The sequence below is a fragment of the Paenibacillus sp. S150 genome, assembly GCF_019352175.1.
In the GTDB taxonomy this organism is placed as follows: Bacteria; Bacillota; Bacilli; order Paenibacillales; family Paenibacillaceae; genus Paenibacillus_AQ.
Window position 1 is genome coordinate 22,512 of sequence record NZ_JACBYI010000025.1, and the last position, 14,656, is coordinate 37,167.

The following is a 14,656-nucleotide window of genomic DNA, read 5'->3' on the forward strand; positions in this document are numbered from 1 at the left end:
TGAGTGGTCAATATGACGGAATGAGAGGTAAAAGTGACTGCGAATTTGGTCCGAGTAAGTGGTTGTGATGAAGGAGAGAGCATTGAGGAAGATGAAGTACCCTGCCGTTGAAACGGACAGATTGAGGTTAAGATTGTTGACGCTTGAAGGCCATGAGGCAGTATTCCGGCATTTCGCGGCTGAAGAAGTAACGCGTTACATGGATATCCCGCCATGCCGGTCCATTGGCGAAACTGATGAAATTATCCAGTTCCACATCGACGATTCGGGCTGCCGCTGGGGGGGCGATAAGCAGCAAGAGCAATTGGCGGGAACCTGCGGCTGCCATTGCTGGACAACAGGACCTCGGTCAAAGCGGAAAATTGGTATTGGTCTATCCAGAGCCTTCCGGTGCAGAGGGCTGATGACTGAAGCGCTTCGTCCGGTGATCCAATGCGGCTTTGAAAAGATGGGGCAGGGGCCACAGAGGATCTTAGCTCGGACACCGTTATTTCAAGATACAATGGACGTTGAATCAAAGTCCGATACATAGTGATACAGTCCGCTGCACTGAGAAATTTGAAAGCGTTATCCATGGGTGGAATGCGCTATAAGTCTGCAGTTTTACTTAAGTTAATAAAACACAGTGGAATAATGAGATATTTATCTTTTCAAATGAGATGGTTTGTGAGAGAATAGGTACAATTCTTGGATGTAAAGTTTTACCATTATGTATTCTTAGGGAGGAAAATCCATTGTCAGAAGATCGCAAGCTGTCGTTCGAAACATTAGCCGTTCATGCAGGCCAGGAGATTGATCCAACCACCTTCGCGCGTGCTGTCCCGCTGTACCAGACCACTTCCTATGGGTTCCGTGATGCAGAGCATGCGGCCAATTTGTTCGGGCTGAAGGAATTCGGCAACGTTTATACCCGTCTGATGAACCCGACTACCGATGTTTTTGAGCAGCGCCTTGCTGCACTGGAGGGCGGGGCGGGGGCGCTTGCGACTGCTTCCGGGGCAGCGGCGATTTCCTTGTCCATACTGAATATTGCCGGGGCCGGAGATGAAATTGTCTCTTCCGCCAGTCTGTACGGCGGCACTTATAATCTGTTCTCAACTACACTCCCCAAGCTGGGGATTAAGGTGCATTTTGTGGATTCGGATAGCCCGGAGAACTTCCGCAGTGCAATCACGGACAAAACGAAGGCGCTGTACGCCGAGACCATCGGCAATCCGCAGGGGAATGTGCTGGACATTGAGGCTGTAGCGGCCATCGCCCATGAGCACGGAATTCCGCTGATCGTGGATAATACGTTCCCAAGTCCGTACTTGCTCCGGCCGATTGAATTTGGTGCGGATATCGTCGTGCATTCAGCAACCAAATTCATTGGGGGACATGGAACCTCCATCGGCGGGATTATTGTGGACAGCGGCAAGTTCGATTGGAAGGTGAGCGGCCGATTCCCCGGCCTGACCGAACCGGACCCGAGCTACCATGGTTTGGTCTACACGGAAGCTGTGGGACCGATTGCTTATATCATTAAGGCACGGGTACAATTGCTGCGTGATTTGGGCGCGTCAATCTCACCGTTCAACTCCTGGCTGCTGCTGCAGGGGCTTGAGACTCTGCATCTGAGGCTGGAGCGGCACAGCCTGAATGCGCTCAAGGTAGCCCAGTATCTGGAGCAGCATGAAGCTGTGGAATGGGTCAGCTATGCCGGGCTTCCAAGCCACCCGTCCTATGAGCTTGCCCGGAAATATCTGCCCAGGGGGCAGGGAGCCATTCTGACCTTCGGGATCAAGGGCGGAGCGGCGAACGGTGTCAAGCTGATCGAGAGTGTGAAGCTGTTCTCCCACCTGGCGAATGTCGGAGATTCCAAATCGCTGATTATTCATCCGGCGAGCACCACCCATCAGCAGCTGTCGGATGCGGAGCAGATTACAGCCGGGGTAACCCCGGAGCTTATCCGGCTCTCCATAGGTACGGAATCCATTGATGATATTCTGTATGATCTGGAGCAGGCTATTGCGGCCAGCCAGCAGTAGTCAAGTGCGGCAGCAGGCAGTTGCCGGAATTATACTTTGCAAATACTAAAACCCGGGTACCCAAAGGTAGTTCGGGTTCTCAGACCATGAAGGCCACTGTCCAGATACGGAATGTCTTTCTTTTACAGTTAAGAATCGAGGCAAGCTTGAGATGCATATGCAACAGGCTGCCTGTTCAACTAAAAGACGGGCATTGTATTTGGACGGTGTTTTTTTGCTTATAAGCTGCAAGGAATGCAGAATATCGCTTGCTCTGTATGCATATGCCTAAAACAGGAGGACGACGGCAAAGTGTCATTGTTCTCCCGGTTTGCTGCCCCTAATTAATTGGTAACGCTTGCATATTTTGCTGCAAAATCCCGTATTTATAGAATGGAGTATGCTACAATGCCGGCGGAACATCAAGGCCAAAAATGAAAACCGGCAGCAATCCAAAGCTGAAAAAGGTGGGTGCGGAGATGAAGGGTGAACGTGAGCAGGATCTTAACCGGAATAATGAAAAGCGCCCGTTCAAGTATCTTGCCGGGGACCGGACCATTGGGGTGGAGATGAGCCAGGCAGCATCTGTGGCCTCCGCGGCTGCGGAATTTATTGCTGAAGGAGAACGCTCAAGCAGAACCGAGCCTCTGAACCGTGCCGGTTTCAGACGTCCGGGCGGACGTCCGGCCTTTCTGGTGCTGCGGGACGGACGCGAGGAGCGTCCGGTTCCTCGGGAGGAAGACGGAGGCTTGCCGGCAGGTCCCTGCCTGATCCGGAGCGGGGAGTGGCTGCTTGCTCCGGAGGTGAGCGAACTCTACGCCGGCTGGCTGTTCAGCGAAGACAAGGCGCAGGAAGAACGGATGCTGCAGCGGATTTATTACCGGCTGCGGGCATCGGCTGCTGCGCTGCTGGAATCGGCCGACGGTGTCTGGGCTGCCGTCATGCCGCCCTTCATGCCGGAGCTGGATGATCAGCCGGCAAGGCTTGCTGCGCTGCAGGATGCGCAGCTTGACGCGCTGTTCGCTGCGGTCGCAGAGCGCCAGCGCCTGGGCGGCGACTGCCGCCTGGACCTGCTGGCGCCGTATCCCGCCAGCGCTGCCGAATTCGCGGCACAGCGCGAATTCATCGAGGGCGTGGCCGAACAGACTCTCGGCCACGCTTACGCGGCAGCGTGCCGCATCGGGGCGATGATCTCGCCCGATGTGGAGCGCGCCGCCGCGGGGGAAATCGCGCGCATCGCCGATTTCCTGGTGCTGGACGGCGCGGCCGGCGAAGCCGCGCCGGAAGAGGCCGCCGCAGGCTTCGCCCGGGCGGCGGAAGAGGTGCTGGCCGCCGTGCGCGGAGTCAAGCCGGCGGCGGCACTGCTCGCCGCGGGAGCACCGGCGGCGTATGCCCTGGCCGATCTGTACCGGATCGGGCTGAGCGGGATCTTTTGCAGCGCGGGCCAGCGGACCGAGGCGCTGCTGCGGGCAGCCTGCCTGACCTGGATGGCCCGGCAGGACCATGCGGATACAGCTGCCGGAGGGCGGCTGTAGCGGCCCGCCTGTCTGCGCTGATGATCCTGTCCGGACGGGTTATCAGCGCAGAGCTTTTCGCCAGGCGCCTTTCGGTTCGGTTAACCATCGTTCTTCTGCGCTAAAGGCATTTCCGGTCCGCCCGCAAGTTCAATGGTATTTCGTATGGACCTATGGACCTTACCTTATTTGGCCGTCATCAGGACAGCATGATCAGCTGGCATAACTGCCAGTCTAGCCAGTGTCTGCCAGTCGTGAAGCGTTCCATACAAAATGAGAACCCGGTTTCTCCCGGAGGGTGACGGGAGGAATCGGGTTTTTGAAAGCTGCACAGGTATCAGGAATGCGGATAGCGGAAAAGCTTTCCCGCTTTAAACCAGCTGCACAGTTGCACCTGCCGGTATCTGGCGGGCCTGGTCCTCAGCCGTGAACCATACCTCCAATGCTGATGGATTATAGACAATGGCTTGGGAAGCGGAGAAACGCAATCCCCGGACTGCGGACAGATAGTCGGCAATTTCGATATTGGTGGCGTACCAGATGTCTTGGTGACCGCCCATCAGGCTGCCGAACTGCTCTAATTCCTCCCAGTTGTTATTGTCGTTGAATTCATAGCTGTGCCCCCAGACATACAGAAGCTGCATTCGCGAAAATCTGGGCTGCTCCTCCAGGAATTGCTGTCCAAGGGCCAGCATATCCCGGTGATGGCAGGTGGGATGCCAGGCCAGCAGGTTGTCCGGCAGGCTGAAGCCGCCGTGGGACCGCACGGTGCGTGAATACTCGATTCCCAGCGCCGGAAGCGTGCTCAGCACCTGGTCATTGTAATCACCGAACGGATAGGACATGCCCCTCACGGGATAACCGGCAAGCTGCTCCAGACGCTCGCGGTCCTTCAGGATTTCTTGGGCGATGCCCTCGCGGGGGGTCATGGTGAGAAAGGGATGGGCGCTTGTATGTGCTGAAATCTCATGCCCCTCATAGAGGGCCGCGACTTCCCCGTCCGTGATGTAGCCCTCTTTGCCGAAGAATCCCGAATTCAAATGGAAGGAACCCTTCAGGCCATTCCGGTTCAGGATCGCCACCAGCCGTCTGTCATAGACTCTGCCGTCGTCCCAGCTCAGTGTGAGCGCTTTAGTAACACCGCCCGGGAAAAGATCCAGCTTGATTTTCATAATATATCATCCTCCTGGCAATTATCAGCTTCACTATGAAGAATGCCAGAGGCGGCGGCTGTTGGCAAGATTTTTAATATATCATTTGAACCTGAAAAGCTACGAAGGGCCTATCAAGCGGCTTATGCCGATCCCCTGAGAAAGGCGGTTTTGACCCCTATTCCCGAAATCTAATGCAGGAAATACAGCAAAATGCGATTCAGCGCAGAACAATGCAGCTTACGATTGCATAAATTACAATCATACACTAAATCCTCCAGCTGCAATCTATATAAACGACAATTAAAAGCCCGCATACTTATTTTAAAGAAGTTAACTATGGACATATTGGCCGCTCAATTCAAATCAAATTTCATGAGCAGGGCTTCTATACGTTATCTTCAGCTTCACAAGTCCAAGCACCCCAAAAAATCAGGCTTGTCTCCGGGTTTACATTTGCGGTTTTCATGTTATATTAGAGCTGTAAGTTGCATAGAGGAAATAAATTTGTACAATGGCAAAAACGATTATCATTCTCATTTACCATGCTGTCCCGGCTGAGCCGGGGCAGCATGTGTCATTTTAAGGGGCTTAATAATGGCTCTCATTCTCAGTCAGCGCGTTGTCATCGGCAAGAGAGATTACCAATTGAATTTCCGCAAACCAATCAGGAGGGTGATTTACTTATGCAAGCTACATCCAAACAAATTCCCAAATCCATAACGCGTGGAGGCAGCACGCAGCAGCCGCGCACCCCGCGGCCCCGCCGGTTTGATCCGCGGGCGATGCTGGGCAATTCCGAAATGCAGGCAGCGCTCGGCAGCGGGCTGCTGATGCTGACCGCCTGGGCCGTCAGCGGCTGGTCGGAGGCGATCTCGATCCTTCTGTATGTGGTCTCCTATTCCGTAGGCGGCTGGAGCAAGGCGAAGGAAGGGATGGAAACGCTGGTCAAGGAACGTGACCTGGACGTGAACCTGCTGATGATAGCCGCCGCACTGGGCGCGGCATCGATTGGGTACTGGAACGAAGGTGCGATGCTGATCTTTATTTTTGCGCTGAGCGGAGCCCTGGAGAGCTACACGATGGAGCGCAGCAAAAAGGACATTTCATCGCTGATGGCCCTTAAGCCGGCCACCGCTGTGCGTATAGAACAAGGGATTATGAGCGAGGTGCCGATTGATCTGCTCGCGGTTGGGGACCTGCTCCTGGTGCGCCCGGGTGAGCTGATCCCTGCGGACGGCATTGTCTGCCGCGGGGAATCGGCTGTCAACCAGGCCTCCATTACAGGTGAGTCGCTGCCCGCCGAGAAGACGGCCGGCAGCGATGTATTTGCCGGAACCGTCAATGGGGAAGGGCCGCTGTATATCGAGGTGACCAAGTCTGCGGAGAACACGCTTTTTGCCAAAATCATCCGGATGGTCGAAGAGGCGGAGAGCGAAGTGCCGGAATCACAGCGGTTCATCAAGCGGCTGGAGTCAATTTACGCCCGGGCGGTGGTTGCTGCAACAGCAGCCCTGATTGTTCTGCCGCCGCTTGTGCTGGACTGGAGCTGGGGCGCCACCTTTTATAAAGCGATGGTATTTCTCGTGGTGGCCTCCCCATGCGCCCTGGTGTCGTCCATTATGCCGGCCATGCTGTCCGCGATCTCCAAGAGCGCGCGCAAAGGCATCCTGTTCAAGGGCGGCGTCCATTTGGAGAATATGGCGAAGACCTCGGTGGTTGCTTTTGACAAGACGGGAACGCTCACTGAGGGGGTTCCGCAGGTGACTGATTTTATAGCCGGAGAGGGATATGACAGGAATGGGCTGCTGGCAGCCAGCGCCTCCATTGAGAAGCTGTCCCGCCATCCGCTGGCGGAAGCGATTGTGCGCATGGCCGAAGAGGAGCACCTTGAACTGCTTGCGGTTGAGGAGAGCAAATCCGTGACCGGCTGGGGGATTGAAGGGCTGATCGGCGGGCGGCTGTGGAGAATCGGCAAATCCGATCTGCTGGATGAACGGAACGGCGAAGCGGTACTCAGCGCGGATGAGCAGTGGAAAGCGCTGCGCGGGAAGCTGGAGAAGGAGGGAAAGACCGTATCCCTAATCCTCGAAGACGGGCAAATTGCCGGGATGGTTGCGCTGCAGGATACGGTGCGGCCGCAGGCGGAAGCTGCGGTGCGCAAGCTGCAGGAGCTTGGGATTAAGGTAGCGATGCTGACCGGTGACCGTACGGTGACTGCGGAAGTAATTGCCGGGCAGACCGGTGTCGACCTTGTGTTCGCAGGACTTCTGCCCGAGGACAAAGTGACACATATTAAGGCGCTCCGCGAGCAATACGGGAATGTGATTATGGTGGGCGATGGAGTGAATGACGCACCGGCGCTTGCCACAGCCACGGTCGGCATGGGAATGGGCATGAAGGGCAGCGGAGCCGCGCTGGAGATTGCCGACGTTGTGCTGATGAACGACAACATTGAAGAGATCGCCTCTACGATTGCGCTGGCCCGGCGTTCACAGCGGATTGTGAAGCAGAATATGATTTTTGCAGCTACGGTGATTGCCACCCTGATGTTAAGCAACTTTTTGCAGGGGATTGCCCTCCCGTTCGGTGTTATCGGCCATGAGGGCAGCACGATCCTGGTGATTCTCAATGGACTGCGGCTTTTACGCTGAAAAAGGTCGGAATTGGTGTTTTTTTGCTCCGCTTGAAATTTTGATTGCTTAAAATTGAATTGTTCACAAAATGGAGCGATTACATCGTGTCTGGCATATTGACAGATTCCCTTGAGTTGAGCATAATTAGTACTACATTATAATAATTTTAATTAAGAAATATAAAAGCCGACGCCTAAGCCGTCCATCTCAAGGAGGATCTAGACATGTATAAATCAATTATTATTGGTACCGGACCTGCCGGATTGACTGCAGCCATCTACTTGGCCCGGGCCAATCTGAATCCGCTCGTTATTGAAGGCCCTCAGCCGGGCGGCCAGCTTACCACTACAACGGAAGTCGAGAATTTTCCGGGTTTCCCTGAAGGCATCCTGGGACCGGATCTGATGGACAATATGCGCAAGCAGGCTGAACGCTTCGGTGCAAAATTTGTTACAGGCTGGGTGGACAGTGTTGAGCTTGGGGAACGTCCCTTTAAGCTGAATGTGGAAGGCATGGGTGCACTGACTACAGATACCTTGATTCTGTCGACGGGTGCAACGGCCAAATACCTGGGGATTCCGGGGGAACAGGACAACATTGGGCGGGGTGTCAGCACTTGCGCCACCTGCGACGGCTTTTTCTTCCGCGGCAAAGAGATTGTCGTGGTCGGCGGCGGCGATTCGGCGCTGGAGGAAGCAGGCTTCCTGACCCGTTTTGCGTCAAAAGTAACCCTTGTCCACCGCCGCGAAGAATTGCGTGCCTCCAAAATCATGCAGGACCGCGTCCGCGACAACGAAAAGGTGGCTTGGGGACTGAACCGCACACCGCTGGAGGTAACCTCCGGCGACAGAGGCGTTAACGGCATTAAGGTGCTTAACAATGAAACCGGCGAAGAGGAGTTCATTGAAGCCAGCGGCGTATTTGTCGCTATCGGGCACCACCCGAATACAGCATTCCTCGGCGGACAGATTACGACAGATGCGAACGGTTATATCGTCACCAATCCAGGCACCTCCGAGACCAACATCCCCGGCGTATTTGCTTGCGGAGACGTGCAGGATACCCGTTACAAACAGGCAATTACCGCAGCGGGCAGCGGATGTATGGCGGCTATGGATGCCGAGAAGTACATTGAGAGCCTGGAGCACAGCGCGGTTATTTTGTAAGCTCCCTTGGTATAGCGGGCACTGCGGTGCTATAATATAGTAAGCTGATGTTTTAGTGTAAGCTTCCGAAGGGAGTTGTGCACGAGGCTCTAACGAAGAAGCATGCTAATTCAAACTATGAGTATGCTTCCGAAGCCGGTTTTATTGCGAAGAAATGCAGGAAGCCATGCCCATAAAACTTTTAGGAGGAGATTATAATATGGAAAATGTAATTGTGTACACTTCAACCAACTGCCCGCATTGCCGTCAGGTCAAAAGCTTCCTGAGCGAGAAAGGCATCTCCTACGAGGAACGCAACATTGAACAAAACGATGATTTTGCCCAGCAGGTTTGGGATATGGGAATGAGAGCTGTGCCAATCACCGTCATCGGCGATTTCAAAATTGTAGGCATGAACAAAACCCAATTCGACAAGGCGTTGGCCTCTGTATAAATAATTCAATAGTTTAGCCCGTTATTGAGAGGGAAAAGGCTGCTTCCAACTGGGAGCGGTCTTTTATTTCTCGGAATTTGGGAGGTTTTCGACGGAGAGGAGCGGGAATAATTGTTAATCAGCTTAAAGAATTATTGGGACAGAGCCGCAGCAGAGCGGCTGCTGGCAGAGTGCATGTGGGCGGATGCGGCACAAGCTGAAGAAGAGTTGGAGAGGTACCTTGCGGAAGATTCCCGGGAACTGCTGGGCGCCTTCGCCAGTGGGGAATTGGCCGGGGTCATCGGAATCCGGCATGGTCCGGAGGCTGGAGCTGAAATCCTGCATATAGCCGTACTTGGCCGCTTGCGGGGACGGGGTATCGGTGCCGCAATGATCGGGGAAATCCGGAAATGTAAAGAAATCGAAACGCTGCAGGCCGAGACGGACCGGGATGCCGCCGGTTTCTACCGCAGCTGCGGATTTACTGTCAGCAGTTTGGGCGAAAAGTATCCGGGCGTCGAGCGCTTCAGCTGTGTTATGTCTGTCCCTGTGTCAGAAAGAGACATTGTATAACTGCGGGGAATCCGTACAAAGCATATTCTTGCGCTAAGGCAGGGGCTGGCTTTGTACGGAATGTATTCCCTCGTTTATTCTCAAGCTTCGATAAGATACATAATTATCTGAAAAAGGGCGTACACAGCAATTCCGCCGGCAATAAGCAGCAATCCCGATTTCCTTCTCGACTGGAACAGACGCAGCACACCGAGGCTGATGAGTGGAGCGATGATGAGCAGCAGCAGCAGCACAGTGATGAACATCTGCGCCGAAATATCAGACGTGTCAACATAGGTCATGGACTCTCTCTCCGTTCAGAAAAAGGGGTGTAGTGACATTTATCACACTTGCATCCCTTATTATAGAGGATTGATCTTCCTTTTGCTGTACCTAACACGGCTGCAATTGCGGCGAATTTACGTCAATTTTGCCTAGAGGGTTACGCGGATGTTCCCGAGGAAATGCATCACCGCCGCAAAGCCGGCCCCGATCATTGTTCCGCGGCTGCCCAGCCGGGAAAAGGTGATTTCGAGCTGCTGCTTGTGATAGGGGAGCGTCCGCTCGGCAACCACTCTGCGCAGCGGCTCGCCCAGCCAAGGCTCGGCTTCGGACAAGGCGCCGCCGACCACAATCAGCTCGGGGTTGAAGCTGTTGATCAGATTGGTGACCCCGATCCCGAGATATTCCCCGATGGAATTGAAATGGCGCAGCGTATCTTCCTGCCCTTCGAGCGCATACGTGACCAGCTCGGTGGTGCTGCGCGCGGGCAGGTCCAGCCCGGGATTATCATAGGTTTTTTCCGAGGCATACAGCTCCCAGCAGCCCCGGCTGCCGCAGCTGCAGGGTTTGCCTTCCGCTTCAATGGTCATATGGCCGGTCTCTCCGGCATATCCCCGGGCTCCCTTGTACAGCTCCCCGCCGATGATGATTCCGGAACCGATCCCCGAGCCTGCACTGATGTAGAGCAGGTGGCGCACATCGCGTGCCGCACCGAAATTCAGCTCTCCTTGTGCTCCGGCATTGGCCTCGTTGTCTATGGTCACAGGGACCGCGAACGACTGCTCCAGAATGCCCCGCAGATCAACCATTTCCCAGCCCAGATTGGGTGCAAACAATACAACACCATGCTCATCCACCATCCCCGGCACACCTACTCCAATCCCGACAATGCCGTAAGGAGAAACGGGGGCAGAGCCAATCAGCTCCGAGATTGTATTCTTCATCTTCTCCAGAACATAAGGCAGGTCATGGACCTCCAGCGGGCAGTCCAGCTCATGCAGAATGCTGCCTCCCAAATCGCACAGCACCGACTTCAGCTGCTTTATCCGCAGCTCAATTCCGATTACACTGCCGGCCATGCTGTTGAAATGCAGCATCAGCGGTTTGCGGCCGCCGCTGGATTCCCCCGGCCCCGCCTCGGTGACCAGCTCCTGACCGCAGAGCTCGGCAACAAGATTGGATACCGTGGCTTTGTTCAGTCCGGTCATTTCGGATACCCTGGCCCGGGATACCGGAGACTGCTTGCGGATCGTATGTAAAATGATCGATTTATTGATTTTTTTGACCAGTGCCTGATCACCAGTAACCCTCAACGGTCTACACTTCCTTTTTTGAAAAGATACGGATGTACAGGTTGTACGCCATAATTTCATCCTTCTATCCGGCTTGGACGGGCCGCTTTCAATGGTACAGAATACAGTCAGACTTACAAATCCGGTTTTTCCCCGTCTCTGCGGTCTATTTGCAACTTTTTCATTTAGAGTATGCCACTTAGTCTAGTGCGATGTCCGGGAAAATGCAACAGGCGGCAGCGTGCATTTGTATGCTGCAAGGATTCCGGCAGCCAAGCGAAGCCGTGGAGAAGGGGAGTACAGCCCGCCGGCTGGGGATTGCGGGTCTGGCCGCGATAGCCGCATAGGCTATGCTGCGCAGGGGTACTTTATGTTCATGATTAACAGGCGGGCCGGAGGGAGAAGGCTGTGCCTTCGCGGACTTCCAGGCGGACCAATCCGCTACAAATAAAAGTTGCGCAAAACTTTGTTTAACCAATATACAAAGTCAAAAAGATGTGTTAAGATGGTGCTGTAAACGCTTGCGGGCGAAGCAAAATATCGAGGAGGATTTCACAAATGGCTTATTTTGAAACAGTGGGCAAGGTCTCTTACGAGGGAAGCCGTTCCACCAACCCTTATGCATTCAAATTCTACAATCCGAAAGAAATCGTAGCCGGCAAAACCATGGAGGAGCATCTGAAGTTTGCAATGGCTTATTGGCATACCTTAACAGCCGGCGGCTCCGATCCGTTCGGCGCTGAAACTGCAGTCCGCGCTTGGGATAAGCTGGGCGCCCTGGACAAGGCAAAGGCCCGTGCGGAAGCCGCTTTTGAATTCATGGAAAAGATGGACCTGCCGTACTATTGCTTCCACGATGTGGATATCGCCCCGGAAGGCGCATCTTTGCGTGAATTTTACAGCAATATCGACACTATCACAGACATCCTTGAACAAGGCATGAAAGCCTCCGGCAAAAAATTGCTCTGGAACACAGCCAATATGTTCACCAACCCGCGCTATATGCACGGTGCCGGCTCCACCTGCAACGCCGATGTGTACGCACACGCAGCTGCACAGGTGAAGAAAGGTCTGGAGGTGGGTAAACGCCTGGGCGCTCAAAACTATGTATTCTGGGGCGGCCGCGAAGGCTATGAAACGCTGCTGAATACAGATATGGGCCTTGAGCAGGACAACATCGCACGCCTGTTCAGCATGGCTGTGGATTACGCTAAGGAAATCGGCTTCGACGGACAGTTCCTGATTGAACCCAAACCGAAAGAGCCTACCAAGCACCAATACGACTTCGACGCGGCAACAACCATTGCGTTCCTGCAGAAATACAACCTCGACAAACAGTTCAAGCTGAACCTTGAGGCGAACCATGCGACACTTGCCGGCCATACTTTTGAGCATGAGCTGCGCGTAGCCCGCATCAACGGTATGCTGGGATCTCTGGATGCGAACCAGGGCGATCCGCTGCTCGGCTGGGATACGGATGAATTCCCTGCAAGCATTTACGACGCTACCCTGACGCTGTATGAAGTGCTGAAGAACGATGGACTCGGCAAAGGCGGAATCAACTTCGACTCCAAGGTTCGCCGTCCATCCTTCGAGCCTGAGGATCTGTTCCTGGCGCACATCTCCGGTATGGATATTTATGCCAAAGGCCTGAAGGTTGCCGCCAAGCTGCTTGAAGACCGCGTATTTGAAAACTTCATCGACAAACGCTACAGCAGCTTCACTGAAGGCGTTGGCGCTGACATCGTATCCGGCAAAGCTACTCTGGCTTCGCTGGCTGACTACGCGCTGAACAATGAGAGTCCGCGCAAGAATGAGTCCGGACGCCAGGAACTGCTAAGAGCTACTTTGAACCAATACATCCTTGCCGAGCAATAAGAGAAGCGGGACCAAGAGCTGCATTATTTTGCCTGAACTACTAACGCAACGGGGGTTGCTGAAGAGAGCATTCTTCGGCAGCCCCTTTTTGTCAAAGCCCAATAAGTGCCGCTTATTCTTAACTTTTCAGGATCTATTGTTGCCTTGCCATGCTTACGAAGCGAGTTTTGCTTGAAGTGGATACGTGGAGCAGAAGCTCGCAAAACTTTTAGGAGGATAAATATGAACTATGTAATCGGTGTCGATCTCGGAACCAGTGCAGTGAAGACTGTACTGGTCGATCCCCAGGGCAAGGTGGCTTACGAGCACTCTGAAGCTTATCCGCTCAGCAGACCCCAGCCGAACTGGAGCGAGCAGAATCCGGAGGATTGGGTTAAAGGAACGATCGTCAGCCTGAAGCGCCTGATGGAGGCATCCGGTGCAGCTCCGTCACAAGTGGATGGAATCAGCTTCTCCGGGCAAATGCATGGGCTTGTACTCGTTGACGGCGGAGGAAAGGCTCTGCGTCCGGCTATCCTGTGGAATGATACACGCACTACCGCCCAGTGCCGTAAGATTGAGAAGACGCTTGGCGGCAAGCTGATCGAAATCGCCAGAAACCGGGCGCTGGAAGGCTTCACGCTTCCGAAGATTCTGTGGGTTCAGGAGAACGAGCCAGAGGTATTGGCGCAGGCTGAGCTGTTCCTTCTGCCGAAGGATTATGTGCGTTACCGCCTGACCGGAGATTATGCGATGGACTACTCCGACGCGGCCGGAACCCTGCTGCTCGACGTAGGCTCCAAGCAGTGGAGTCCGGAGATAGCCGAAGCGTTCAAGCTGCCGCTCTCCCTCTGCCCAAGACTTGTCGAATCCTTCGAGCAGACCGGAGCCCTGCTTCCGGAGATAGCCGAAGCTTCCGGATTGCTGCCGTCCACCAAGGTGTTCGCCGGCGGTGCGGACAATGCCTGCGGCGCGCTGGGTGCCGGAATTCTGGGTGAAGGCCGGACGATGTGCAGTATCGGAACTTCCGGAGTGGTGCTGTCTTACGAGAGCAATAAGGATCTGAATCTCGAAGGCAAAGTCCATTTCTTCAACCACGGGGAGAAGGACGCTTATTATATCATGGGGGTTACACTTGCTGCGGGCCACAGCCTTACCTGGTTCAAGGAAACCTTTGCCGGTGAAAAAAGCTTTGATGAGCTGCTTCAAGGAGTGGATTCCGTTCCCGCCGGCAGCGGCGGCCTGCTGTTCACACCTTATATCAGCGGTGAACGCACCCCGCATCCCGATCCGAATATCCGCGGCAGCTTCATCGGCATGGATTCCGGCCATACCTTGGCCCATTTCACCCGCTCGGTGCTGGAAGGGATTACGTTCTCGCTGCGCGAATCCATTGATATCGTGCGTGATTCCGGCAAGGAAATTACCGAGATTGTTGCGATTGGCGGCGGGGCGAAGAATGAAGCCTGGCTGCAGATGCAGGCGGATATTTTCAATGCCTCGATCATCAAGCTGGAGAGCGAGCAGGGACCTGCAATGGGTGCCGCAATGCTGGCGGCTTATGGCAGCGGATGGTTTGCTTCGCTGGGCAAATGCGCAGACGCCTTCATCCGAGCGGCGGAAGTCTACAGACCCAATGCGCAGCAGGCGGCAATCTATGACGGGCTGTTTGGATTGTACCGGGAAGTATATAGCCAAACACGTGCTTTAAATGATAAACTGGCGGAATACCGTAAATAGTCAGAGCCTGGGCAAGCTCGGGCCTACATCTTGGAATTGCCGGGAGGG

At 54.5% G+C, this 14,656-nt stretch carries 12 protein-coding genes; 9 read left to right on the forward strand and 3 right to left on the reverse strand.

Translation table 11 applies throughout. The features are described from left to right. Positions 1-91: 91 nt before the first annotated feature. The 3 genes from HYD27_RS20490 to HYD27_RS20500 all read left to right on the forward strand — a co-directional run bounded on the left by HYD27_RS20490 (position 92) and on the right by HYD27_RS20500 (position 3,541). Entirely contained in the window at positions 92-532 is a 441-nt protein-coding gene (locus HYD27_RS20490; protein WP_228745236.1) for a GNAT family N-acetyltransferase, read from the forward strand. A 202-nt stretch (positions 533-734) separates the two neighbouring features. After that, positions 735-2,027, forward strand: a complete 1,293-nt coding sequence (locus tag HYD27_RS20495; RefSeq protein ID WP_219218256.1) for a homocysteine synthase — start codon at positions 735-737, stop codon at positions 2,025-2,027. Between the two features lie 458 nt (positions 2,028-2,485). Further along, entirely contained in the window at positions 2,486-3,541 is a 1,056-nt protein-coding gene (locus HYD27_RS20500; RefSeq protein WP_219218257.1) for a hypothetical protein, read from the forward strand. A 350-nt stretch (positions 3,542-3,891) separates the two neighbouring features. Here the strand turns inward: HYD27_RS20500 and HYD27_RS20505 are convergent, their stop codons facing one another. Next, the gene (locus tag HYD27_RS20505) at positions 3,892-4,692 is read right to left on the reverse strand and encodes a polysaccharide deacetylase family protein (protein WP_219218258.1); all 801 of its coding nucleotides are present in this window, start codon (positions 4,690-4,692) and stop codon (positions 3,892-3,894) included. A gap of 665 nt (positions 4,693-5,357) precedes the next feature. Between HYD27_RS20505 and HYD27_RS20510 the strand changes: the two genes are divergently transcribed. The 4 genes from HYD27_RS20510 to HYD27_RS20525 all read left to right on the forward strand — a co-directional run bounded on the left by HYD27_RS20510 (position 5,358) and on the right by HYD27_RS20525 (position 9,458). After that, positions 5,358-7,325 (forward strand): heavy metal translocating P-type ATPase, encoded by a 1,968-nt coding sequence (locus HYD27_RS20510; protein WP_219218259.1) that lies wholly within the window; start codon positions 5,358-5,360, stop codon positions 7,323-7,325. Between the two features lie 206 nt (positions 7,326-7,531). Further along, positions 7,532-8,473 carry a thioredoxin-disulfide reductase gene (gene trxB / locus HYD27_RS20515; RefSeq protein WP_219218260.1) on the forward strand — a complete coding sequence of 314 codons (942 nt, stop codon included), beginning with the start codon at positions 7,532-7,534 and terminating at the stop codon, positions 8,471-8,473. A 199-nt stretch (positions 8,474-8,672) separates the two neighbouring features. Then, positions 8,673-8,906 carry a glutaredoxin family protein gene (locus tag HYD27_RS20520; protein WP_219218261.1) on the forward strand — a complete coding sequence of 78 codons (234 nt, stop codon included), beginning with the start codon at positions 8,673-8,675 and terminating at the stop codon, positions 8,904-8,906. A 111-nt stretch (positions 8,907-9,017) separates the two neighbouring features. Further along, positions 9,018-9,458, forward strand: coding sequence for a GNAT family N-acetyltransferase (locus HYD27_RS20525; protein WP_228745231.1), 441 nt, complete (start codon positions 9,018-9,020; stop codon positions 9,456-9,458). An 80-nt stretch (positions 9,459-9,538) separates the two neighbouring features. Here the strand turns inward: HYD27_RS20525 and HYD27_RS20530 are convergent, their stop codons facing one another. Further along, complete coding sequence (locus HYD27_RS20530; RefSeq protein WP_219218263.1) at positions 9,539-9,739, reverse strand: hypothetical protein; 201 nt, start codon at positions 9,737-9,739, stop codon at positions 9,539-9,541. 132 nt (positions 9,740-9,871) lie between these two features. After that, positions 9,872-11,032, reverse strand: coding sequence for an ROK family transcriptional regulator (locus tag HYD27_RS20535; RefSeq protein ID WP_219218265.1), 1,161 nt, complete (start codon positions 11,030-11,032; stop codon positions 9,872-9,874). A gap of 537 nt (positions 11,033-11,569) precedes the next feature. Between HYD27_RS20535 and xylA the strand changes: the two genes are divergently transcribed. Together xylA and xylB are read left to right on the forward strand one after the other, a co-directional pair. Beyond that, positions 11,570-12,889, forward strand: coding sequence for a xylose isomerase (gene xylA / locus HYD27_RS20540; RefSeq protein WP_219218267.1), 1,320 nt, complete (start codon positions 11,570-11,572; stop codon positions 12,887-12,889). Positions 12,890-13,111: 222 nt separating this feature from the next. After that, positions 13,112-14,608, forward strand: coding sequence for a xylulokinase (gene xylB / locus HYD27_RS20545; RefSeq protein ID WP_219218268.1), 1,497 nt, complete (start codon positions 13,112-13,114; stop codon positions 14,606-14,608). Positions 14,609-14,656 lie beyond the last annotated feature (48 nt).